The organism is Streptomyces saintjeani, from assembly GCF_055409605.1.
The window spans coordinates 6,490,790-6,512,816 of the sequence record NZ_CP189624.1; the positions used below are offsets into that span (position 1 = coordinate 6,490,790).

26 protein-coding genes are annotated in these 22,027 nt (G+C 68.3%); 18 read left to right on the forward strand and 8 right to left on the reverse strand.

Features of this window, described 5'->3' with window-relative positions; translation table 11 throughout:
- Nucleotides 1-55 precede the first annotated feature (55 nt).
- The 3 genes from ACQCO7_RS29740 to ACQCO7_RS29750 are packed head-to-tail and all read right to left on the reverse strand — an operon-like array spanning nt 56 to nt 2,137.
- The gene (locus tag ACQCO7_RS29740; RefSeq protein ID WP_464074691.1) at nt 56-856 is read right to left on the reverse strand and encodes an AIM24 family protein; all 801 of its coding nucleotides are present in this window, start codon (nt 854-856) and stop codon (nt 56-58) included.
- Nucleotides 853-1,503 carry an AIM24 family protein gene (locus ACQCO7_RS29745; RefSeq protein WP_464074692.1) on the reverse strand — a complete coding sequence of 217 codons (651 nt, stop codon included), beginning with the start codon at nt 1,501-1,503 and terminating at the stop codon, nt 853-855. Before ACQCO7_RS29745 ends, ACQCO7_RS29740 begins: the two co-directional genes overlap by 4 nt.
- A gap of 1 nt (nt 1,504) precedes the next feature.
- Nucleotides 1,505-2,137 carry an AIM24 family protein gene (locus ACQCO7_RS29750; protein WP_464077318.1) on the reverse strand — a complete coding sequence of 211 codons (633 nt, stop codon included), beginning with the start codon at nt 2,135-2,137 and terminating at the stop codon, nt 1,505-1,507.
- A 211-nt stretch (nt 2,138-2,348) separates the two neighbouring features.
- On the opposite strand from ACQCO7_RS29750, the gene ACQCO7_RS29755 reads away from it, so the two are divergent.
- Together ACQCO7_RS29755 and ACQCO7_RS29760 are read left to right on the forward strand one after the other, a co-directional pair.
- Nucleotides 2,349-2,693: a DUF3817 domain-containing protein gene (locus tag ACQCO7_RS29755; protein WP_464074693.1), complete on the forward strand. Its 345-nt coding sequence runs from the start codon at nt 2,349-2,351 to the stop codon at nt 2,691-2,693.
- Nucleotides 2,690-2,983 (forward strand): MTH1187 family thiamine-binding protein, encoded by a 294-nt coding sequence (locus ACQCO7_RS29760; RefSeq protein WP_464074694.1) that lies wholly within the window; start codon nt 2,690-2,692, stop codon nt 2,981-2,983. Before ACQCO7_RS29755 ends, ACQCO7_RS29760 begins: the two co-directional genes overlap by 4 nt.
- Here the strand turns inward: ACQCO7_RS29760 and ACQCO7_RS29765 are convergent.
- Both ACQCO7_RS29765 and ACQCO7_RS29770 read right to left on the reverse strand, forming a co-directional pair.
- Complete coding sequence (locus tag ACQCO7_RS29765) at nt 2,980-3,435, reverse strand: hypothetical protein (protein WP_464074695.1); 456 nt, start codon at nt 3,433-3,435, stop codon at nt 2,980-2,982. The two genes, ACQCO7_RS29760 and ACQCO7_RS29765, sit on opposite strands and share 4 nt — an antisense overlap.
- 64 nt (nt 3,436-3,499) lie before the next feature.
- Nucleotides 3,500-4,252, reverse strand: a complete 753-nt coding sequence (locus ACQCO7_RS29770; RefSeq protein WP_464074696.1) for a matrixin family metalloprotease — start codon at nt 4,250-4,252, stop codon at nt 3,500-3,502.
- A 174-nt stretch (nt 4,253-4,426) separates the two neighbouring features.
- Here ACQCO7_RS29770 and ACQCO7_RS29775 point away from each other — a divergent pair, with 174 nt between their 5' ends.
- The 3 genes from ACQCO7_RS29775 to ACQCO7_RS29785 are packed head-to-tail and all read left to right on the forward strand — an operon-like array spanning nt 4,427 to nt 6,485.
- Nucleotides 4,427-5,167 (forward strand): hypothetical protein, encoded by a 741-nt coding sequence (locus ACQCO7_RS29775; protein ID WP_464074697.1) that lies wholly within the window; start codon nt 4,427-4,429, stop codon nt 5,165-5,167.
- Nucleotides 5,164-5,844 carry a DUF4166 domain-containing protein gene (locus ACQCO7_RS29780; RefSeq protein ID WP_464074698.1) on the forward strand — a complete coding sequence of 227 codons (681 nt, stop codon included), beginning with the start codon at nt 5,164-5,166 and terminating at the stop codon, nt 5,842-5,844. Before ACQCO7_RS29775 ends, ACQCO7_RS29780 begins: the two co-directional genes overlap by 4 nt.
- On the forward strand, nt 5,841-6,485 hold the full coding sequence (locus tag ACQCO7_RS29785; protein ID WP_464074699.1) for a TetR/AcrR family transcriptional regulator: 645 nt from the start codon (nt 5,841-5,843) through the stop codon (nt 6,483-6,485). The genes ACQCO7_RS29780 and ACQCO7_RS29785 overlap by 4 nt, the downstream gene beginning before the upstream one ends.
- Nucleotides 6,486-6,728: 243 nt before the next feature.
- On the opposite strand, the gene ACQCO7_RS29790 is transcribed toward ACQCO7_RS29785, so the two are convergent.
- Nucleotides 6,729-7,931: a helix-turn-helix transcriptional regulator gene (locus ACQCO7_RS29790; protein WP_464074700.1), complete on the reverse strand. Its 1,203-nt coding sequence runs from the start codon at nt 7,929-7,931 to the stop codon at nt 6,729-6,731.
- 188 nt (nt 7,932-8,119) lie between these two features.
- Here ACQCO7_RS29790 and ACQCO7_RS29795 point away from each other — a divergent pair, with 188 nt between their 5' ends.
- From ACQCO7_RS29795 to glxA, 7 genes are all read left to right on the forward strand, one after another.
- Nucleotides 8,120-8,368 (forward strand): hypothetical protein, encoded by a 249-nt coding sequence (locus ACQCO7_RS29795; protein ID WP_464074701.1) that lies wholly within the window; start codon nt 8,120-8,122, stop codon nt 8,366-8,368.
- The gene (locus ACQCO7_RS29800) at nt 8,365-8,577 is read left to right on the forward strand and encodes a hypothetical protein (protein WP_464074702.1); all 213 of its coding nucleotides are present in this window, start codon (nt 8,365-8,367) and stop codon (nt 8,575-8,577) included. Before ACQCO7_RS29795 ends, ACQCO7_RS29800 begins: the two co-directional genes overlap by 4 nt.
- Nucleotides 8,564-8,755 (forward strand): hypothetical protein, encoded by a 192-nt coding sequence (locus tag ACQCO7_RS29805; protein ID WP_464074703.1) that lies wholly within the window; start codon nt 8,564-8,566, stop codon nt 8,753-8,755. The genes ACQCO7_RS29800 and ACQCO7_RS29805 overlap by 14 nt, the downstream gene beginning before the upstream one ends.
- 178 nt (nt 8,756-8,933) lie before the next feature.
- Nucleotides 8,934-9,833, forward strand: coding sequence for a radical SAM/SPASM domain-containing protein (locus tag ACQCO7_RS29810; protein WP_464074704.1), 900 nt, complete (start codon nt 8,934-8,936; stop codon nt 9,831-9,833).
- Nucleotides 9,834-9,860: 27 nt separating this feature from the next.
- A complete protein-coding gene (locus ACQCO7_RS29815) occupies nt 9,861-10,208 on the forward strand; it encodes a hypothetical protein (RefSeq protein ID WP_464074705.1) in 348 nt (115 codons plus the stop codon).
- A 342-nt stretch (nt 10,209-10,550) separates the two neighbouring features.
- A complete protein-coding gene (locus tag ACQCO7_RS29820) occupies nt 10,551-12,317 on the forward strand; it encodes a glycosyltransferase family 2 protein (RefSeq protein ID WP_464074706.1) in 1,767 nt (588 codons plus the stop codon).
- Nucleotides 12,318-12,319: 2 nt separating this feature from the next.
- Nucleotides 12,320-14,269, forward strand: a complete 1,950-nt coding sequence (gene glxA, locus ACQCO7_RS29825) for a radical copper oxidase GlxA (protein WP_464074707.1) — start codon at nt 12,320-12,322, stop codon at nt 14,267-14,269.
- Nucleotides 14,270-14,345: 76 nt separating this feature from the next.
- On the opposite strand, the gene ACQCO7_RS29830 is transcribed toward glxA, so the two are convergent.
- A complete protein-coding gene (locus ACQCO7_RS29830; RefSeq protein WP_464074708.1) occupies nt 14,346-15,332 on the reverse strand; it encodes a glycoside hydrolase family 6 protein in 987 nt (328 codons plus the stop codon).
- A gap of 168 nt (nt 15,333-15,500) precedes the next feature.
- Between ACQCO7_RS29830 and ACQCO7_RS29835 the strand changes: the two genes are divergently transcribed.
- Together ACQCO7_RS29835 and ACQCO7_RS29840 are read left to right on the forward strand one after the other, a co-directional pair.
- Nucleotides 15,501-16,010: a MarR family winged helix-turn-helix transcriptional regulator gene (locus ACQCO7_RS29835; protein WP_464074709.1), complete on the forward strand. Its 510-nt coding sequence runs from the start codon at nt 15,501-15,503 to the stop codon at nt 16,008-16,010.
- 188 nt (nt 16,011-16,198) lie between these two features.
- Complete coding sequence (locus ACQCO7_RS29840; protein ID WP_464074710.1) at nt 16,199-16,537, forward strand: DUF3817 domain-containing protein; 339 nt, start codon at nt 16,199-16,201, stop codon at nt 16,535-16,537.
- Nucleotides 16,538-16,546: 9 nt separating this feature from the next.
- Here the strand turns inward: ACQCO7_RS29840 and ACQCO7_RS29845 are convergent, their stop codons facing one another.
- A complete protein-coding gene (locus tag ACQCO7_RS29845) occupies nt 16,547-17,179 on the reverse strand; it encodes a TetR/AcrR family transcriptional regulator (protein WP_464074711.1) in 633 nt (210 codons plus the stop codon).
- A 411-nt stretch (nt 17,180-17,590) separates the two neighbouring features.
- Between ACQCO7_RS29845 and ACQCO7_RS29850 the strand changes: the two genes are divergently transcribed.
- The 4 genes from ACQCO7_RS29850 (at nt 17,591) to ACQCO7_RS29865 (ending at nt 21,892) form a co-directional block, all read left to right on the forward strand.
- Nucleotides 17,591-18,568, forward strand: a complete 978-nt coding sequence (locus tag ACQCO7_RS29850; RefSeq protein WP_464074712.1) for a tetratricopeptide repeat protein — start codon at nt 17,591-17,593, stop codon at nt 18,566-18,568.
- Nucleotides 18,569-19,196: 628 nt separating this feature from the next.
- Nucleotides 19,197-19,841 carry a DUF6230 family protein gene (locus ACQCO7_RS29855; protein WP_464074713.1) on the forward strand — a complete coding sequence of 215 codons (645 nt, stop codon included), beginning with the start codon at nt 19,197-19,199 and terminating at the stop codon, nt 19,839-19,841.
- 166 nt (nt 19,842-20,007) lie between these two features.
- Nucleotides 20,008-20,592 carry a DUF6114 domain-containing protein gene (locus ACQCO7_RS29860; RefSeq protein WP_464074714.1) on the forward strand — a complete coding sequence of 195 codons (585 nt, stop codon included), beginning with the start codon at nt 20,008-20,010 and terminating at the stop codon, nt 20,590-20,592.
- Nucleotides 20,582-21,892: a hypothetical protein gene (locus ACQCO7_RS29865; protein WP_464074715.1), complete on the forward strand. Its 1,311-nt coding sequence runs from the start codon at nt 20,582-20,584 to the stop codon at nt 21,890-21,892. Before ACQCO7_RS29860 ends, ACQCO7_RS29865 begins: the two co-directional genes overlap by 11 nt.
- Nucleotides 21,893-22,027: the final 135 nt, after the last annotated feature.

Here is a 22,027-nt window from a genome sequence, read left to right on the forward strand (position 1 = left end):
TGAGAAGAGTGTGACGCCGCGCACCCGTTCGACGTCACACTCCGCAGGTTACCGCTCACAGCCCGAAGCGACGCTGGAGATCGCCGAGCTGTCCGGGAAGGCGCTGTGTCCCCTGCTGCCCGCCGTACCCCTGCCCGGGGTGCGCCCCGCCGCCCGGTACACCCGGCTCGGACGGCACGACGCCCGTCGCCTGCTCGGCCATGAGCGCTTCGGAGGACTGGAGCAGGACCGTCCCGGCGCCCACGAACTCGAACTGGTGCTCCTCGCCCGAGGCGCCGCCCAGGCCCGTCATCGCACGTAGACCGCCCAGCAGGCCCGTCATGTAGCCGTGGTCGTAGTGGTGGCACGGCGAGGGGCAGTCCGCCCAGCCGACCAGCGCCTGCGGGTCGACCCGGATCGGCGGCTCCATGAACACCACCGGACCGTTGGACGCGGCGACGAACTTGCCCGTCCCGATCAGCGTCAGGAACCCCGGCACGATCGACTGCTTGAGGGCCAAACTTGGCTGAAACGCGAGGAGGTTGCCGGAGCGAATGGTCAGGTTGCCGTCTTCGAGGTCGTACGAGTTGACGTCGAACGCCCGGTCCGCGAGGAGCATCTTGCCCGAGCCCTCCGCCACCACCCAGTCGCTCGCGTGCAGAGGCGAATGGAACGACGTCCGCACCAGGCGGTCGAGGCGGCCGTGCCCGATGCCGTTGAAGTCGATCGACCCGTAGTAGGCGATCATCTTCCCCTTCTGGAGGAACCACTGGCTCCCCTTCAGCTCCACGCAGAAGGTGTACGCGTTGACGCTGTCGTCCACCGGCAGCGTCATCGGGTCGTAGACCACCGGGCCCGCGCCCGCGTAGTGGTTCACAGTTTCTCCTCGGATGCCTGGACGTACACCGCGCCGTTGCCGCTCAGTTCGAGCTGGAATGCCTCGCCGGAACCCCGCCCGACCATGTCGCGCCAGCCGAGGGCGGTCGAGAGTTTGTTCCGTACGTCGCCGTGGTGCGCGACGTACGCCTGGGGGTCCACGTGGACCGGGCGCTGCGGGGTGATCGGGACCTCGAAGACGCCGCCGTGCGCCATCACCGCCACCGCGCCGTGCCCCTTCAGCGTGGTCGTGAACAGGCCCTGGCCGCTGACCTGGCCCCGGACCATGCCCATGACGCCGCCCTGGGAGCCCAGGAACATCGTCCCCTGCTGGAGCGTGCCCTCGAAGGCGAGCAGGCGGTCCGCCTCCACGCACAGGGTGTCCTCGGCGAGGTTGATCACCTGGACGTGGTGGCCGCCGTGCCCGAACAGGACCGTGCCGCTGCCCTCGACCGTCATCAGCGGGGTGTCCTCGTTCGCCAGCCTGCGGCCGATCATCGACATGACGCCGCCCTGGCCGCCCTGGATGTTCGGCGTGAACGACACCTCGCCCTTGTACGCGAGCATCGCGCCGCGCTGGCTGAACAGGCGCTGGCCGGGGGCGATCGTCGCCTCGACCATCTTGGAGTTGAGCTCTCGGAAGGTCATCTCACACGTCCCCCGCGATCGTGTTCCGCTCGCTGGGCTGGACGTACACCAGGCCGTCCCCCTCGAAGCGGATCTGGAATGCCTCGCCGCCGCCCTCGCCCATGAACGTGCGGAACGTCACACCCGCCTGGAAGGACTGGCGGAGGTTGCCCTGGTGCGCGACGTACGCCCCGGGGTCGACGGTCAGGGGGTACTGGGGAGTGACCCGCAGGACCACCGCCGGGCCGTCCGACATGATCGCCGCCTGGCCGTGGCCCTCGACGGTCGTCGTGAACAGGCCGTTGCCCTGCGAGGCGCCGCGCAGGCCCGTGAACGTCGTCCCCGTCCTGAGGCCCGCGTCCGTCGCGAGCAGGTTGCTCGACTCGACGTACAGCTTGTCCCCCTGGAGAGCTACGAGGTTGATCTCCGAGGCGCGGTCCGCGAACCAGCAGACGCCGTGTCCCTTCACCTCCATCATCGTCATCTGCTCGCCGGTCAGCCGCCGGGTCACCATCCCGCGCAGACCCTCACCGCCGCCCGAGAGCTTCTTGAACGCCATCTGTCCGTCGTACGCGACCATCGAGCCGTTCTTGGCCTTCACGCCGTCGCCGGTCATCTCGACGGCCAGCACCTTGCTGCCTTGCAGTCGGAACATCGCCACGACGCCGAAGGTATCCGGCCGGGGGGTGGAGAGACCAGGGCCCACGGGTGGATATCGGGTGGATCCCCACCCTGAAAGAACCCCTGGGCGGGGGGTTTGCCACAATGGACGAACGCTTGTGCGTGCGTTCACAAGGCGCGCGGCAGGTGTGCGACGCAAACCGCCAGCTCAGCACCGTGACGACCCCCTTCTTTAAGGTGACCCCGTGGACCTGAAGACAGCCTCCGCCCTCCGCCGCCTCCGCCTGGTCTCCGCCCCCGAGGCCATCTCCTTCCTCCTCCTGCTCGTGTGCTCCGTCCTCAAGCGGACCACCGACTTCAACGCGGTGCCGGTCATGGGCATGGTCCACGGCGTGCTGTTCATCCTGTACGTGCTCTTCTGGGCCGACGCGTGGAACCGTACGAGGTGGCCCCTCAAGACGGGCCTCCTCTACTTCGTCCTCTCCGTCCTGCCCCTCGGCGGCTTCTTCGCCGAGCGCAGGCTCCGCCGTGAGGCCGAGGATGCGGTCGTCGCCTCCCGCGCCCGCCAGGAAGGTGCCGTGAGCGCATGATCGTCGCCTTCTCCGTCACGCCGCTGGGCGTCGGCGAGGACGTCGGGGAGTACGTCGCCGACGCGGTCCGCATCGTCCGCGAGTCCGGCCTCCCCAACCGCACCGACGCCATGTTCACGTCCATCGAGGGCGAGTGGGACGAGGTCATGGCCGTCGTGAAGCGCGCGGTGGCCGCCGTGGAGGAGCGCGCGCCGCGCGTCTCCCTGGTCCTCAAGGCGGACATCCGTCCCGGGGTCACGGACGGACTGACGTCGAAGGTGGAGACGGTCGAACGCCACCTCGGCGGCTAGACGTACGCCCGGATCTGCCGTACGGGGTGCCCGAGCGCCTCGGCGAGAGCGCCGAGTTCGCCGTCGTCGAACCACCGCTCGGCATCCCACACGGCGATCCGGAACCGCGCGAACCCACAGGGGTGGTCGAAGTCGAGGCTGTCCAGCGGCAGTACGGCCCCGCAGCAGGGCACGGCGACATCGAGACTGGCGAACCCGCTCTCGCTGTGCGCCTCCTCCAGGTCGAACCACCAGTCGAGGTCGACCTCCTCGCCGCACGCGGGACACCCGATGCGATCGAGGTTCTGCCCGGAACCGACAGCCGTGACGGTGGCGTACCACTTCACCTCGACGTACGTCGCCGAGCCTTCCGGGAACCACGAGGCGACGAGTGCGTTGGCGCGCTCGGCCGCCTTCTTGCCGGGCTGCCAGTGCGGATCGGCCGGAATGGCGGAGAGAACGTCCTGACTCATGCGGGCACCTTACAAATCCGGTGCACGCTGACGCCGTCAGGGGCGTGGGGTCGCAAGGCGCACCTCACCGGTACAACGCCCGCAGCCCCAGCACATCTCCCCTGCCCAGACTCCGCGCCCGCGAGGAACACGCGAACGAATTCGTGTACATCGTCAGGTTCTCGTGCCCAGCCCCCACATGCCCCAGCCCGAACACGTGCCCCGCCTCATGCGTACCGACCGCCCGCACGTCGTACGCGTCGGCGCACCGCACCCCCGGCGCGTCCGTGAACCGGTGATGCCGCGTGTTGAAGCGGACGTCCGCCTCGATCAGATCGTTCGGCCCGCCGTCCGGCATCGTCACGGCCCACGAACACGTGACGGCGACGACATCCTCGGGCAGTTCCCCCGCGTCCCACACGCTCACCCCGTCCCGCGAGGCACACCTCCCCTCCCGGTCGATGCCGGCCTCCCGGCCGGTCGCGGAGAGGAACCGCGCCCGGGCCCCGTCCCCACCGCCGATCCCGCAGTCGTTGCGCTCCCCGGTGATCGTCGAGATCGCCTCCTCGAACACCTTGCGCGCGGCATCCCGGGACAGCCCACCGGGCATCGCCCCGTCCCCTACATGCCAGAGGTACGTCCCGTACTCCTTGTGCCCGGCGGTCGAGTACGCCGTGTCCGCGCAGGCGGCCCGCGCGACGACGGCACCGGGCTCCGGCACCCCCGCGATCTCCGTCGCCTCCCGCTCGTACACCACGGTCCCCTCCGCCGGACGGCTCGCCACCAGCGACCCCAGCAGCACGACTACCGCCCCCACCCTGCCCAGCAGCCCCAGCACTGCGACGCCTCCCCTGATCCGGCCTCGTGACGAACGCGGCAGAGCCTAACCGCGTTCACGCACAGGTCCGTTCACCCGGAAACCGGCGTTGAGCGACCGCTCAAACCGGTGTACCGTCACGCGCAGAGAGTTTGAGCGAGTGCTCAAAGTCCGTCTCCACCTGGGGGATTACCGATGGGGCTCTACATAGAGGCGCACATCCGCGCCGACATGGACGACCTGTGGACCCGTACACAGACCCCGTCCCAGCATCAGCGCTGGGACCTCCGGTTCACCACAATCGACTACCTCCCGCGCGCACAGGACGAGCCGCAGCGCTTCCGGTACGCCACCCGCGTACTGCCGTTCGTGACCGTCTCCGGTACGGGAGTTGCCGCCGGAGAGCGCGAACGCCCGGACGGCACACGGACGTCGGCGCTGCGGTTCGCCTCCCCGCATCCGCTGTCGCTCCTCAAGGAGGGGAGCGGGTACTGGCGTTACGTCCCGGACCGGGACGGCGTGCGGTTCCTCACGGGGTACGACTACCGGCCGCGCTGGGGGTGGGCGGGCCGGTGCGCGGACCGTCTCCTCTTCCGCCCGCTGATGGTGTGGGCGACGGCGTGGTCGTTCGACCGGCTCCGGCTGTGGCTGGAGAAGGGGATCACGCCGGAACGGGCGTTGTGGAACTGGATCGCCGAACTCGCCGTCAGGATGGCCGTGTTGGTGACCGCCGCGACGGGCCTGGGCCTCGGCCCGCTCGCCCCCTACGCCCCGCCGCTGTTCTACCTCATCCCCCAACTCCTCCTGGTCGCCGCCTGCCTGGCCGTCTTCAAGGCGCCCCTGTCCTGCGTCCCGGCCGCCCGCCGCTGCGTCCGCCGCGCACCCGACCGCGCGCGGGCGCCCCGGCTGATGCGCGCTCTGGAGACCCCGCGATGACCTCCATCTTCCGTACGGCCATGGGGGACGCCGCGTTCTCCCGCCTCCACCCCGAGCTGCGCCGCCGCTTCTCCGTGGGCCTCGCGAGCGGTGAGGCATGCACGGGGCGGGGCGTCATGTCCCGGATCTGGCACGGGCCCGCGTTCGTGAAGCCGTTCCTCGCGCTCGGCACGACCCGCAACATCCTCGTGCCCCGCGCGGGCCGCGATGTCCCGTTCGTGATCGAGAACGTCCCCTATCTCGACTCCTACGGCCGTGAAACGGTCACGTTCGTACGGACGTTCAGCTTTCCCTCCCGTCAACACCGGTTCGACGCGCAGATGGTCCTCGGTTCCGGCGGCACGATCCTCGACTACCTCGGCACCCACCAGCACCTCGCCACCGACCTCAGCTTCCACGCCGAGCCCGACGGCTCCCTCCTCATCCGCTCCGGCCAACACCGGTTCCGCGAGGGGCCCGTGGACGTCCGGGTGCCCCAACTCATCGGCGCCGACGCGGAGGTCCGTGAGTCGTACGACGAGGCCGCCGGGGTCTTCCGGATCCAAGTCCGCGTCGTCAACCGGTGGTTCGGGCCGCTCTTCGGGTACGAGGGGTGGTTCCGGGCGGCGTACGGCGACGTACGAGACTGCGGGGTACGGGCCGGGCTGCGGCCGGTGAGAGAGGAAGCACGCGTATGAGTCCCTCGCAGGAGACCCGGGGCAAGTTGCTGGAGGGGGCGCTGAGGACTCTCACGGAGCAGGGGATCGCCAAGACCTCGGCGCGGTCCGTCGCCGCGGCTGCCGGTGTCAATCAGGCGTTGGTCTTCTACCACTTCGGGTCGGTCGACGAACTGCTCGCGGCGGCGTGCCGGTACGGGGCCGAGCAGTCCGTCTCGCGGTACCGGGGGCGGTTCGAGGAGGTGGGGTCGCTGTCCGAACTCCTCGCGCTGGGGCGGGAGATCCACGCCGCCGAGCAGGGGTTCGGGCATGTGGCCCGGCTGGGGCAGTTGCTCGCGGGCGCGCAGACGCATCCCGCGCTGGGGCCGGCCACCGCCGCAGGGCTCGATCTGTGGATCGTCGAGATCGAGAAGGTGTTGCGGCGGGTGCTCGGGGGGACGCCGGTCGGGGAGTTCACGGACCCTGCGGGGCTGGCGCGGGCGGTGGCCGCTTCGTTCGTGGGGATCGAGCTGTACGAGGGGGTGGACTCGGCGGGGGCTGCTTCGGCGCTGGACGCGCTGGAGCAACTGGGGCTGCTGGTGGGGGCGCTGGAGGAGCTGGGGCCGATTTCCCAGCGGGCCGTGCGGCAGTATTTGCGGCGGACTTCGAGGCAGGAGCGGTGAGTTGCCGGGTGCTGTTCGTCGCTGACCAGGACTACGGCGCTGGTGGGGCGGGCAAGCTTGCGCGACGGCTTGGCGGCGTGCTCGCAAGCGCGCTATCTCCGGGAATCCCTGCGTTGTGGTTATGTGGTCAGGTAGCCGACCTTCTTTGACGCGTTCGAACAGGCTGGTCACGACACTTGAATCATTCGCTTCTCTGAGCGCGATGGTCGCCGATACGGGGTTTTGTTTCCCTGGGATGGAAAGTCAGGGATTCAAGCCTTCGTATGCTTCGCGAAGGTCTTTCGCCTCTGGTAGAGATCGGCGTTCTACAGCAGCAACGACTTCCAATGCGCGCCAGTGGTTTGAAGGGACGACACGGCCACTCAGTATGGCTTTCTGGACCGCGTCGCACGCTTCGTCGAGGCGATTCTCGTTCAACAAGCCAAGCGCGAGATCGATGTTCGCTGAGGCTACCCTACGGGGCCATTTCAGGAAATCTCCGGACGGGCTCAGTTGAGTGATCACTTCTCGCGCGTAAGGCTCTGCCGCTGAATCGCCAAGCCAAGCAAGAGTGGTCGCCGTGTACGAGAGGGCTTTCGCTGGGTCGTACTGGTAGTGATGCTCCTTCGGGTGAAGTGGGGAGCCTAGCGAATCGGATAGGGCTTGTACCCGGTTGATTGCCGTGTAGGTCTCGGTGTCATTGTGCAAACGCGCCTGCGCTCGCCCCTCTTGGGCCGTGGCTTGGATTAGGGCTGAAGTTCCAGCAGGGGCAATTGCTTGCGCGATTCGAGAAAGCTCAACTGCGCGGTTGTAATCACCATCCGTGAGTACGCGCCAAGCATCCGTTTCGAAGCACCAAGCTTCGATCTCCGGATACTCGGCTTCTCTTGAAAGAGTCACCGCTGTCTGAAGGTGGGCCACGGCTCCAACGTCGTCCTTCAGATCGATATGCAGAGTAGCTGCAAAAAGCGAGAACCATCCGCCGACAAGTAGAAGTCTCCGATGTTCGGAGAGCGTCTTTTTTCCGTCAAGTAGATGTGCTACGTAAGAAATGTGACGCCTGGATTTATCTAGTAGCACTTGCGGTGGCGTCGTCGGATAGGCCATGGCCAACTCGTCAAATGAACGCTCAAGTCGGCTTAGGGTCTCCCGCCCTACATCGCTTGCCTGGACTCGGCGAGCCAATTCCCAAGCGTCTATCTCGTCATCTTGGGGTTCAGCGTTGGAAGTACATGAGTCGACAGATTCGATAGGTCGTGCATCGAGCGTGAGGAGTTCTTCGAGATCTTTTGAAGTGACCTCTAGAAGCTTCGCGATTTTGGGTCGTTGGTGTGGCTGCGGATCGCCTTCGCCGCTTTCCCACCGCTGCACCGTGCTGGTAGCCACCCTCAGCTTCTCGGCGAAGCTTTCTTGAGTGAAACCGCGTGCCTTGCGGCGTGCGGCTAGCTGGGTCCGCCTGCCTGCCATGCCCGTTCTCCGTCCGGCTTGACATCCTCCCTGGTCAGGGTACCCGGCGCGGTCAAAGTGCGGTTCAAATGCGGTGAAGACGCTGTGGTGTTGCAGGTCGCTGAAGAGAAGCGTGGGACGACGCAAAGACCCCCGCACCGTGCGACCGGCCGGGGGCGTGGCCACCAACCACATGGAGGTTGACGACAGTGCCCAACGGTACAAGCGAAAAGCCCGAACAGCCGTACCCCTGGGAGCCGTTCATCACGCCCGAGATCATCGGCGACTGTGACGGCTGCAAGGCGTACGTGGACGAGTGGATCAAGCGCATGGCCAAGACCGCGCAGAACGGGGAGCGCAGCAAGGACTACGACCCGTCGGCCGCCAGTGACGCGGCCGTGCTGTGGAAGCGGCACAAGGCCGAGGTCCACGGCAAGACCGAGACGGCGACCCCGTGAAGTTGCCCAACGCCCGCGTAAGCGCCCTGGGACCCCCCGCGCTTGTCCAGCTCCTGGACGGCACCGAAGAGCCCGACTGGCGAACCGAGTACGGCGGTGTCCGCAACGTCCAGACCGGTGAGATCGAACTCCCCGCACCGACCTTCGCCCCCTGCCCCTACGAGAACTGTCCCGACTGCAAGCGGGAGACGGCCCATGGTGACCGCTGAGCACATCGGGGAGACGGTCACGGACGGCGTGCGTACCGGCGTCCTCATGGCCATCTGTGAGGACGTGGACGAGACTCGGCTTCCCGCGTACCGGAAGCCGATTCTCATGGCATGGGTACGGCCCGAACGCGGCGGCATCGAGTGGAACACGCGGCCGTCCGTGCTGGAACTCGCATGAGGGCCGTGTGCACCGTCGTGGTTGTCCTCGCTGCGGCCGTGTGGACCCTCGTCGTGGCGTGGGCCGTCGCCCGTTTCGCCGCCTGATCCACCCTCAAGCGACCCCGCCCGTTGCGTCATTCCCCCGAGACCAGCGGGCGGGGTCTTCTCCGATCGGACCCAACCTGTAAGGAGGATGGATGGACGTTGCCGAAAACCCGCTCAAATTCGCGTGGTTAGAGGTGACAGGGCTCTGCAACGAGTTCTGTGACCACTGTTACGCGGACAGCGGGCCCAAGGGAACGCACGGAACCATGACCGTGAAGGACTGGGTGCGCGTCATCTCGGAACTCTCCGAAATCGGTGTGCGTGACGTCCAGTTCATCGGCGGGGAGCCGACCTTGTATCCGTACCTTCCCACGCTGATCCGGCACGCGCACGCGTCCGGCCTGTCCGTCGAGATCTTCTCGAACATGACCCACATTCGCGCTGAACTGTGGAACGTGATCCGCGAGTGCGGGGTGAAAATCGCCACCTCGTACTACTCCGACAGTGCCGAGAAGCACGACGCCGTGACCAACCTCCGAGGCTCTCACAAGCGCACTCGGGCCAACATCGAAAAGGCGCTGAGTCTCGGTGTTCCGGTCCGGGGTGGAGTCGTCGCTGTGCAGACCGGACAGCGCGCGTTCGAAGCGACACAGGATTTGCTGAGTATCGGAGTCGAACAGGTCGGCGCAGACCGTATCCGCGCCTTTGGCCGGGGAAGCGACGGAGCGGCGCCGACCATCGTTGATCCCTGCGGTCACTGCGCTCACGAGAAGTGCGCGATCGGTCCGGACGGCAACGTGTGGCCCTGTGTTCTCGGGCGCTTCCTGACCATCGGGAACGTACGGGAATCACCCCTGTCCCAAGTCTGGGGCGGTCTTCGCATGGGAGAGGTATTGGCGGACATTCGGGCTGTCCTGGGCGACGGAGCACAGTCCTGCACACCCCCTCAGTTCCTGCCCATGTGTGGCCCTTGCGGCCCGTGCGCGCCGTCCGTGGGTCACTGTGATCCCGGCGAGGCAGGCAACCCGGCTACGCTCGGCGCACCGGTTTAGTTCGCCGCGATGATCAGGAGCGCGCACATGGACGACCACGGAGACGACTTCGGGCCGTGGGGCTGGGAGAGCAACAGCACCGCCGTACAGCGGACCGAAGAGGAATGGGCGATGATCGCTCGCTATGTTCGGCACGCGGCGAACAAGCTGAGCCCGGCACTTCCGCTCTGCCTTCCCGGTGAGCCTCAGGAATGCGGTCGTCCCGCTCAACAACACGTACTGGCGTGGTCGGCGTACCTCAAGGCCGTGGCGCACCATCTGATCGAGCAGTCCACGCCGAGTGAAGCGCGGGGAGCGCACGCGGTCGGCCCGCTGTATCAAAGGCGGCTGGCCGGTCTACGAGCCCACGACGACTCGGAAACCGTCTCGTCCTGATCGACACACCCCGGCAACGGCCCCGTCCGTACGTCTCTTCATGGCGCACGGACGGGGCTTTTCTGTGTTCGGGTCAGACCGCGAGAGCCACGGTCCCAGGGAGCTTGTCACCCGTCCGTCGACGCCCGCGCCCCTTGAGAGCGCGCCCCCGGCGCACATATAACCCCCCGTCCGATGAAAATCCCACCGTTGGACGAAAGTCCCACCCGGCTGGCCCCACCCCGTTCGACAGTGTCCGATATGTCCATTTTTGTGTGGGTATTGGCCCGTCGGGTTCGCCCTGACAAAAACCACTCAGCGCGAACCCCGGGCCTCGACCACTCCCACTTCTTGGAGGGCGTTGTGCGGCCTGAGGGCTACGACTACGACACCCACAGCAGGCTGGCCGGGCCGCTCACGGAGCCGGCCGCGTCGTACCGGGTGCAGTACATATCGCTGCTCTCCCGCGAGCCCCACCGAATACGCGCCATCCTGCTGATGAGCCTCGCGCCGGTGCTGACGGCGCTGCTGCTCGTGTACCTGGTGTGGCCCAGCCACTGGGTGGAGCGCGAGGGCGGAGACGCGTGGATGGTCGGCCTCGACATCGCGATGCTCATAGCCATCGGGCTGATCGAGCTGTTCATGGTCGTCAACGTCGCGTCCGTGGCGCACGCGACCCTGGTCGCCAGGGACCCCGTACCCGTCATACCCGAGAGTGGTACCCGCGTCGCGTTCCTGACGACGTACGTCCCCGGCCGTGAGCCCCTCGCGATGGTGCGGGCGACTCTCGAAGGCGCCGTACGCATCCACCACCGAGGGCCGCTGGACGTGTGGCTCCTCGACGAGGGGGACGACGAGCAGGTCAAGGCGCTCTGCGCGGAGCTGGGGGTGCGGCACTTCACCCGGCACGGTGTCCCGGAGTGGAACCGGCCGAAGGGGGTGCACAAGGCCCGGACCAAGCACGGCAACTACAACGCCTGGATCGCCGCGCACGGCGACGAGTACGAGTTCTTCGCCTCCGTCGATACCGACCACGTACCCCACCCGGACTACCTCGAACGGATGATGGGGTACTTCCGGGACCCGGACGTCGCGTTCGTCGTAGGACCCCAGGTGTACGGGAACTACCACCATCCGGTGACGAAGGCCGCCGAGTCCCAGCAGTTCCTCTTCCACGCGCTGATCCAGCGCGCGGGCAACCGCTACCGGGCGCCGATGTTCGTCGGCACCAACAACGTCGTACGGATCGCGGCCGTGCAGCAGATCGGCGGGCTGTACGACTCGATCACCGAGGACATGGCGACCGGGTTCGAACTGCACCGGCGGCGCAACCCGGTGACCGGGCGCAGGTGGCGGTCGGTGTACACGCCGGACGTGCTGGCCGTCGGCGAGGGGCCCGCGTCCTGGACGGACTTCTTCACGCAGCAGATGCGGTGGTCGCGCGGGACGTACGAGACGCTGTTCAAGCAGTACTGGAAGGCGCCGTTCACGATGCCTCCCGGAAGGCTGTTCTCGTACACGATGATGCTCGTCTACTACCCGATGACCGCCGTCAACTGGCTGCTCGGCATGGTGAGTTGCGTGCTGTTCCTGTGGTTCGGCGCGTCCGGCACCCAGGTCGCCGCGTCCGTGTGGCTGATGCTCTACAGCGACGCCGCCGCCCTCCAGATCGGCCTGTACCTCTGGAACCGCCGCCACAACGTCTCCCCGCACGAACCCGAGGGCTCCGGCGGACTCGCCGGGATGGGCATGTCGGCCCTCTCCGCGCCGATCTACCTCAAGTCCTTCGGCGCGGCCCTGCTGCGCCGCCCCAGCCGGTTCGTCGTCACCCCGAAGGGCGCCGGCGTCAGCGCCGACCGGCTCATGACCTTCCGTATCCACCTCTTCTGGGCGGCCGTCCTCATCGCGTCCCTCGCCGCCTCCGCCGTCCTCGGCCACACCCACGTCGCCATGCGGACCTGGGCGGTCCTCGCGACGGCGATCTCCCTGGCGCCGGTCGCGGTGTGGATCGGCACGGCGGTGCGGGAGCGGCTCGCCCGGCCCCGTACCCGTAGCTCTCGGGCGGTAGAGGCGCCCGCCGTCGAACCCGCCCTCGCCCCCGTCTCCGGCACCCCGACAGGAGGCAACTAGCCATGGCCTTCCCGCAGAAGACCAAGAAGACCGTCCTGGGCATCGGCGGCGTCGCGATCCTCGCCAGCCTCAACGCGCCCGCCGCGCTGGACTTCGTCGGCGAGCAGTACCACGCGTACAAGATCGCCCAGCCCGAGTACCGGGCCAAGTACGGCAGTTGGGCCCAGGTCGACATCCCCGAGCAGTACCGCACCAACGCGATCCACGCGGCGCTGCTGCACACCGGGAAGGTCCTCATCGTCGCCGGGTCCGGCAACGAGCAGAAGAAGTTCGACGCCGGGTCCTTCGACACGGTGCTGTGGGACCCGAAGACCGACACCTTCAAGAAGATCCCCACCCCCGAGGACTTCTTCTGCTCCGGACACGCCCAACTCCCCGACGGGCGGCTCCTGGTGGCGGGCGGCACGGCCCGCTACGAACTCCTCGACGGGGAGATCGACCGGGCCGCCGGCGGGATGCGCGTCAAGAACGAGAACCCCGACAAACCCGTCGTCCTCAAGAAGGGCACCCGCTTCCGCTCGCCGGCCGGGGTCGAGTACGTCAGCAAGTTCGACGTCACCGTGCCCAAGGCCAAGCGCGGCTTCAAGGTGACGTACAACCGGCGCGGCGTCATGCAGCCCTGGCAGACGCAGGTCACCGCCAGCGAGGTCCGCGTCTTCGTCGAGGCCGCCGAGAGCGGGCCCATGTCCGTCACCGAGAAACGGGCCCAGTACGAGATCGTCGGGCTCACCGGCAAGGACGCGGACAACACGTACGGGCTCAGCGAGAAGATCACCTTCGACAAGCAGGACTTCCAGGGCATCCGCGCCGCCTACGAGTTCGACCCCCTCGCCGAGCGGTACATCCCCGTCGACCCGATGAAGAAGGCCCGCTGGTACCCGACCCTCGTCGGGCTCGACGACGGGCGCGTCCTCGCGGTCTCCGGGCTCGACGACGTCGGCGTGGTCGACCCCGGGGACAACGAGATCTACGACCCGCGCACGAAGAAGTGGACGCCGGGTCCCAAGCGGTACTTCCCGACGTATCCGGCGCTGTTCCTCACCAAGGGCGGGAAGTTGTTCTATCCCGCCTCCAACGCCGGGTACGGGCCCGCCGATCAGGGGCGAGAGCCGGGGATCTGGGACCTGAAGACCAACACGTTCCAGAAGGTGCCCGGGCTCAAGGACGCGGACGCGACGGAGACTTCGGCGTCCGTGCTGCTGCCGCCCGCGCAGGACCAGCGGGTGATGATCCTCGGTGGCGGGGGCGTGGGGGAGTCGAAGAAGGCGACGCCCCGGACGGCCGTGGTGGACCTCAAGGAGGACAACCCGGTGTTCAAGGAGGGCCCCGACCTGCCCCAGGGGACCCGGTACTTGAACAGCGTCATCATGCCGGACGACACCGTCTTCACCTCCAACGGCTCCGCCGACTACCGGGGGCGCAGCGCCAGCAACATCCTCAAGGCGCAGTTCTACGACCCCAAGGGCAACGTCTTCCGGGAGGCCGCCGAACCCGTCGTCGGCCGCAACTACCACTCCGAGGCCCTGCTGTTGCCCGACGGGCGGGTCGCCACCTTCGGCTCCGACCCCCTCTACGACGACCAGCAGAACACGAAACTCGGGCACTTCGAGCAGCGCATGGAGGTCTTCACGCCGCCCGCGCTGCACAGGAACGGCAAGGACCGGCCCGTCCTCGACGACGGACCCGGGCTCCTGCCCGACGACCGCAAGGTCACCTACCGCACCGCACACCCCGAGCGGATCGTCTCCGCCCGGCTGATGCGGCCCAGCGCCGTCACCCACACCACCGACGTCGAACAGCGGTCCATCGCGCTGGAGTTGACGAAGGAGGGGCGGGCCGTCACGTTCACCGTGCCGGACGACCCGGCGCTGGTGCCGCCCGGCTGGTACATGCTGTTCGCGACGGACGCGGCGGGGACACCGTCGGAGGCGAAGTGGATCCAGGTCAAGTGAGCCGGGGCGAGCGGGAGTTGGCGTGGGGTGAAGTGGGCGGCGCCGGGCGGGAGTTGCCCGGCTCCGGCCGCCCCGTTCACTTCGAGTCGCGCGCCAGCTCCAGTGCGTACGCCGGCCACCACTGGCCCGCGTCCGGCCCGCCCTCGCACGTGCCGTCCGACTCGCCCGGCCGTTTGATCCACAGGTAGGCATCCAGAGCGGGTTCCCCGGTTTCGGTGGTCGGCCGGGTGCCCAGGGCCCGCCCCGGAGGGTTGCACCACACCCCCGGGAGCGGGCCGTTGCCGTTGCGGCTGGTGTCGACGACGAAGTGTTTTCCGCCCAGTCGGGACGACAGGTCGAGGCCGTAGCGCTTGACCGCGTCGTCCGGCTGGAAGTTGGAGACGTTCAGCGCGAAGCCGTCGGCCGCGTCGACGCCGGACCGCTTCAGCGGCTCGACCAGTTTCCAGGGTTCGCGGATCCAGGAGGGGTTGCCGGCGTCCAAGTACACCGTCGTACCGGGCTGTTGCTTCAGCCGCGTGATCGCCGCCGCCAGCAACCGCTCGCGCTCGCCGTGGTACTCACCCGGCGTACACCCGTCCACGATGTGCGCGACCGCGTCCGGCTCCAGGACCACCAGCGCCTTCGCGTCCCCGATCGCCGACGCGAACTTGCCGATCCACGCGAGGTAGGCGTCGCCGTCCGCCGCGCCGCCCGCCGAGTGCTGGCCGCAGTCGCGGTGGGGGATGTCGTACGCGACGAACAGCGCCGTACGGCTGTCGCGGGTCGCGGCCGTCGTCGCCGCGGTCACCGCCGGGCCGGGGTCGATCTCGCCCGCCGGCCACAGGGCCATGGGCTGGTCGGCGATCCTGCGCAGCAGCTCCGCGTCCGAGTCGCGGCCCTCGCGCTTCCACAGCTGGATCTGCCGGGCGGCGTTGCTGTCGGGGTCCACCCAGAAAGCCTGGGTGGCGGCCCGCTTCTTCCCAGGTGCCGCGACCGACGCCTCCTCGGTCGCGGGGGAGGAGGAGCAGGCGGCGGTGAGAGACAGGACGACGAAGGCGACGAGTGCGTGGGCTGGACGGGACATGCCGCTCCCTGCGAACGAAGATGGGGACCATCGTTGCATAACGCGTAAAAAGTGACGTACCAAGTCACATCGCCGCCCGGTCCGGGAACTTCGCTCAGGAAGCCGTTTCCGGACCGGTGCGTGAGACGCGGCTGACCGGAATGTGACCGGCGGGTAGGGTCTGGTGCCGTGCCGAAGCCCCTCAGTCTCCCCTTCGATCCCATCGCCCGCGCGGACGAGCTCTGGAAGCAGCGGTGGGGGAGCGTGCCGTCCATGGCCGCGATCACGTCGATCATGCGGGCCCAGCAGATCCTGCTGGCCGAGGTCGACGCGGTGGTGAAGCCGTACGGGTTGACGTTCGCGCGCTACGAGGCCCTCGTCCTGCTGAACTTCTCCAGAGCCGGCGAACTCCCCATGTCCAAGATCGGCGAACGCCTGATGGTCCACCCGACGTCGGTCACCAACACGGTCGACCGCCTGGTGAAGTCCGGCCTGGTCGCCAAACGCCCCAACCCCAACGACGGCCGCGGCACCCTCGCGTCCATCACGGACAAGGGCCGCGAGGTGGTGGAGTCCGCCACCCGCGACCTCATGACGATGGACTTCGGCCTCGGCGTCTACGACGCGGAGGAGTGCGCGGAGATCTTCGCGATGCTGAGACCGCTGCGGGTGGCGTCGGGGGACTTCGAGGAGGAGTAGGTTGCCCTGTGGGTCAGCACGCGCTTCTCTGCCGACGCGGAGGTGTACCGAGCGTGCTGACGCGCTACCGGGTGATGGCATCGTCTCCGCTGCTGCGGGGGTGTTCCGCGTGCCGACCCGCTACCGCGTGACGGCCTGCGTTGGTCCCCGCCGCTGCGGGGGTTGGTGGCCCGGTTAGGCTCGTTCGCATGAAAAAATCTGTGCTGGTCCGCTACCGCGTCATGGCCTACGTCACCGGCGTCCTGCTGGTCCTGCTGACCCTCGGTGTGATCGGCAAGTACCTGCTCGACATGAACGGCGCCGACGGTTTCACGTCGGTCGTCGGCATCGCGCACGGCTGGCTCTACATCGTCTACCTCGTCTTCGCCTTCGACCTCGGCTCCAAGGCGAAGTGGCCGGTCAAGAAGCAGCTGTGGGTCCTGCTCGCCGGCACCATCCCCACGGCGGCCTTCTTCGTCGAACGCAAGGTCAGCCACGAGCTGGAGTCCAGGCTGACCGAGGGGACGCCGGTCGCCGCGAAGGCGTGACCGTGCCGGCTACCCTCCCGCCGCCGCGGGCAGCCCGCCCAGCAGCAGGCGGGCGAAGCTCTGGACCCACGCCTCGTCCACCGGTTCCGCGCTGACGAGGGTGCGGTGGACGACCGCCCCGGCGACGACGTCGAAGATGAGGTCGGCCGTGTCCGTGGCCTGCCCGCCGTCCGGTTCGCGGGGGATCTCGCCGCGATCCTGGGCGCGGGCGCGGCCCTCCAGGACGAGGCGTTTCTGGCGGTCGACGATGGACCCGCGGATCCGGGCGCGCAGGGCCTCGTCCCGGGTGGATTCCGCGACGACGGCCATCAGCCCGCTCTTGGCCTCCGGCCGCGCCAGGATCGCCGCGAACTGGAGTACCACCCCTTCGATGTCCGCCGTGAGGCTGCCCCGGTCCGGCAGGCGGAGTTCGTCGAAGAGTTCGGCGACCGCGTCGACGACGAGTTCGTTCTTGCCGGTCCAGCGGCGGTAGAGGGTCGTCTTCGCGACGCCCGCGCGGGTGGCCACGTCCCCCAGCGTGAGTTTGGACCAGCCCAGTTCCACCAACGCCTCCCGCGTCGCGGCCAGGATCGCGGCGTCCGCGGTGGCGCTTCGAGGACGGCCCTGACGGCCCGGACGCGGGGCGGGGCTGCGGCTCTGCATCGGACGACCATAGCGGCCGTGCCCGAGCACCCGACCCCGCGCGCCGTTAATTCGGTGGAGCCCTGTGAACGGGTGCGGTGAAGATGGTGGAGTCGTGAGGGAGATCACCGGGAAGGACTCCCGCGAGGCACACGGCGCGCATTACGCTACGGGTCGTAGCGAAAGCTCGGCAGGGACCCGGCACAGCCCGCGACAGACGTACGCGAGCGGTGCGGGGACCGGAGGCCCGGACGGCACGCGGGGTGGGGACCCCGCGTCGTACGGCGGGCCGCTCGGGTTTTCGGACACGTACGGCGGTTTCGAGGCCGGTGGACGCGTGCCCGCGAACCCGTCGGGGCAAACGCGGCCCCGGCGTAACGAGGTTCACGGACCGCTTTTCGCACAGGCGCCGGATCGGGGGAGGATAGGCGTATGCAGCCACGGAACATGTCCATGAGCGGAGTCGTCGACCTCGCCGCGGTGAAGGCGGCCCAGGAGGCCAAGGCGAAGGCGGAGCAGACGCGCGCCGAAACGGCCCGCCAGGGCGGCGCGGGGGCGATCTCCCCGGCCGACCTCGTGATCGACGTCGACGAGGCCGGGTTCGAGAGCCAGGTCATCCAGCGGTCCGCCGAGGTCGCGGTCGTCATCGACTTCTGGGCCGAGTGGTGCCAGCCCTGCAAGCAGCTCAGCCCGGTCCTGGAGCGCCTCGCGGTCGAGTACGACGGCCGCATCCTGCTCGCCAAGATCGACGTCGACGCCAACCAGATGCTGATGCAGCAGTTCGGTATCCAGGGCATCCCGGCCGTCTTCGCCGTGGTGGCCGGCCAGGCGCTCCCGCTCTTCCAGGGCGCCGCCCCCGAGACCCAGATCCGCCAGACCCTGGACCAGCTGGTCCAGGTCGCCGAGGAGCGCTTCGGCATCACGGGCCTGACGGTCGACCCGGACGCGGAGCCCGGCGCGGCCCCCGAGGCGCCGGTCCAGGCCCCGGCGGGGCCGTACGACGCGCTGCTCGCCGCCGCCGTCGAGGCGCTGGACGCCGGGGACCTGGGCGGCGCGGTGCGGGCGTACCAGAACGTGCTGGCCGACTCCCCGGGCAACGAGGAGGCGAAACTCGGGCTCGCGCAGGCCGAGTTGCTCCAGCGTATCCAGGGCCTCGACCCGCAGGCCGTACGCCGGGACGCGGCCGAGAAGCCGGGCGACGCGGCGGCCCAACTCGCCGCCGCCGACCTGGATCTGGTGGGCGGTCATGTCGAGGACGCGTTCGGGCGGCTCATCGAGACGGTCCGGCGCACGGTCGGTGACGACCGGGACGCCGTACGGGTCCGGCTGCTCGAACTCTTCGAGGTGATCGGTCCCGACGACCCCCGGGTCGCGGGGGCGCGGCGTGCGCTGGCCCGCGCGCTGTTCTGACCAGTCGCTAAACCTGCCGGTACCGAGGTACCGGAGGGAAAGTTCGGTCGGCTGGACGCTTTTGCGGCCACGCTTTGCCAAATCTTGGTAAACGTGGCCGCTGTTACTTCCAGTAAGTCGAGGCCGTTGGTCTGCCGGATTCTGTCCCCCTGTCGCGTGATTTGTCCTGGGCAGGGATGTCGCGCTCGGTCGCCGGTCGAGACCTGTGGGTCGTCGGACGGTTATCCGGCCGTTACTAGCCAGTAACGAACCCCCTTGTGCGGGCGGCGAGAATGCACCACGATCGGCGACGCTCGGTCCATTCCCCGTTCCCCGGCAGCCGGTCGGGACACGGGCCTGATGGGTCCCCACCGGGCAGAGCCGACGACGACGTCGACGGTTCTTCAGGGCAGGGGGGTCTTCGCCCGCGGGTGGAGCCTGTCCGGCAAGGTTGCGCATGATGCGTGTCAGGCGCGACCGAGTGGTAGTCGCTCGGGGGTGATCGCCGGTGATCTCAGGCGCGGTTCGCGCTTTCGAGCACAGGCGCTCCCCTTCCCGAGGACGTAGCACTTCTCCCATCCCTGCCTGGCCGAGTCGCCGTTCCACGGGGCTCGCCGGAGCGGGATGTACGTCCGAGAAGGAGGAAATGATGGAGTCCCAGGTGCGTGGCGGGACCAGATGGAAGCGGTTCGCTGTGGTGATGGTGCCCAGCGTCGCCGCTGCGGCATGTGTGGGTGTCGGACTGGCGCAGGGTGCCCTCGCGGCGTCGTTCAGCGTGTCCGGCCAGGAGTTCAAGGTCAAGGCCGACCACCTGGAAGGCTGGGGCTTCGCTCAGTACGGTGGGATCGACTCCGGATACACCAACACAGAGGGCAAGGACAAGACTGTCCGCCCTGTCGCGATCTCGTCGTTCGACCGTGCCGAGATCACGAAGATGTGTCAGTCGGTCAAGACTGTCATCCCCCTCATAAACAAGACGATCTACCTGAGGCTGGATGCCGGTCCTGACGACAAGCACAAGGTCGAGGCCACCAACCTCTACATCGACGTCGCCCAGCTCAACGCCGATGCGACGTTCACGAACATCGACATCGGTGTGGCGGTCAAGGACAAGACCCGCGGTCCCGCCATCAGGCAAGGCGACAGTGTGCTGCCGGGAGGCTTCTCCCAGCAGGCGGAGAAGGCCGACCTGACCGGCGTCGAGCAGACGGCGTGGGCGACCACTGCCGGCACGTTCAAGCTCAGCGGTCTGTCGATGAAGCTCGGCACCGACCCCGACATGGAGTGCTTCTAGGAGCATTCCGGGGCGGCTGAGCCGTCCTGAGGGCGGGGGAGTCCAGGCTTCCCCGCCCTATGGTTCCCGGCCGCGCGCTGGGTTCCGCCACAGACTTGTTCCGGCTTCACCACGCCCTAGGGCCGAGCCGGTACGTACCTCCACCGGACCCAGGGAGCTGTTTTCCATGAGTGCCGAGACTTCGGTCCAGCGCGTCGGGACCTTCACCCGGCTGCGTCTGCGATTCCGCGCCTGGCGGGGCAGTCGGCCGTTCTGGGCGGGTCTGTTCACCCTGCTCGGCGGGGTACCGATCGCCTACTTCCCGTACGCGACGCTCAAGCTGGGCACCATGTCGATCGCCATGTCGACGACAGCCGGTGCCGGCTCGCTGATAATCGGGATCCTGCTGTTCACCCTCGGCCTCACGATGTGGTTCCAGCAGGCCACCCGCGTCTTCGCCGGGGTCGCCTCGATCCTGCTCGCGCTGGTGTCTCTGGTCGTCTCCAACATCGGCGGCTTCATCATGGGTTTCGTGCTCGCGCTGCTCGGCGGCGCGCTCGCGCTCTCGTGGATGCCGGGTCAGCCCGCCGAGCCCGTCTCGGACAGCGCGGAGCCGCGTTTCACGGGACCCACCGGGGGCGGCAGCACACCCGATTCCGGTTCGGACTTCCCCGTGTCCCCGCAGCCGCCGTACGACACGGCCGACGATGCGGCCGGCTCCGCGGACGGCGCGCGGGCCGAGGATCCCAAGGGAGTTCACCATGTCGGATGACGAGGCCCGCAGCGACATTCCTGCGGCCCTCAGAGCCGGGACGGGGCCGCGGCACGCGGCTCCCAGGAAGCCCTTGCTGACCAGGCTCCACGTGCCCGCGGGCAAGGCGATAGCCCTCGCGGCCATGCCGACGGCGGTGCTCATGGGGATGGGCTTCACGCCCACGCTGGCGCGTGCGGAGGACCACACTGCCGCGTCCAACAGCCAGCAGGCCGAGGAGTACAAGGAGTGCGTCGCGGCCCTGGAGGGGGACGACGCGTCCGCCTCGCCGTCGCCCACGCCGTCCGCCTCCGCTTCGGCCTCGCCGGGCGAAGACTCCGGCAAGGAGCCGAAGGACGACTCGGCGGGCAAGGGCGACTCCGCGTCGTCGGGTTCAGGTTCCGACGACAAGGGCGAGCCGAGACCCTCGCCGTCCGCTTCCGCTTCCGCTTCTGCGGGGGACGCCGCTTCCGGTAAGTCCTCGCCGTCTCCTTCACCGTCCGCCTCCGCGAGCTCCGGCAGCGAGAAGGCCGACGGGGGCGGGCTGCTGGAGTCCATCGGGGACACCATCGGCGACCTCTTCACGGGAGGGGCGAGTTCGGACGACGTGCCCGCCTCGCCGTCTCCTTCGCCGTCCGCGTCCGCTTCGACGAGTGGATCCTCCGAGACCGGTTCCGGTTCGGACTCCGCCGCCGGAAAGAAGTCCCCCGAAGCGTCGAACTCTCCGAAGGCTTCCTCCGACGAGCCGTCCGCCGGGGCCGGTGACGAGAAGGCCGCCGAGGACACGGAGAAGGCCGACGACTCCGCCTCGCCGAGCCCGTCGCCGAGCGCCAGTACGGACGCCGGCGACTGCAAGGCGTCCACGGACGCCGTCGTCGACGGCCGAGACAACAAGATCCTCCTGCCGGAGGACCCCTGGATCCTTGAGGCCAGCGGGCTGACGCTGGACGGCGCCGACTACCAGGGCGTCGTCGAGGTGACCACGTCCAGCGGTGCGAAGAAGAAGGTGCTCAAGTACGTCATCTCCAAGAGCACCAAGATCGTCGATCTGCACCAGATCGTGAAGGACAAGAACTCCGGCAAGACCTACCACGTCCGGAGCGCCAAGGGTAAGGAATCCACGATCACCGGCGGCGACACGATCATGTACACCGAGAGCATCTCCGGCAACCTCTTCGGCCTGCTCCCGGTCACCTTCAGCCCCAAGAGCCCGCCCCCGCTGAACATCCCCTGGATCTACTTCAGCAACGTCAAGGTCGTCCAGGCCGGCCAGTTCGGCGGGACCTTGACCATCCCCGGGATGTCGCAGTCGATCACCTGAGCCCCTCCGGGAGCCGCACACGAGTGATGGCCCGGTTCTCCTCGAATTCGCCGGGGGAGCCGGGCCATCACTCTTTGTCAAGCTCATGATCATTTTGTAGAGGGCTGTTCACCTTTTGGACGACGACTGAGGGCG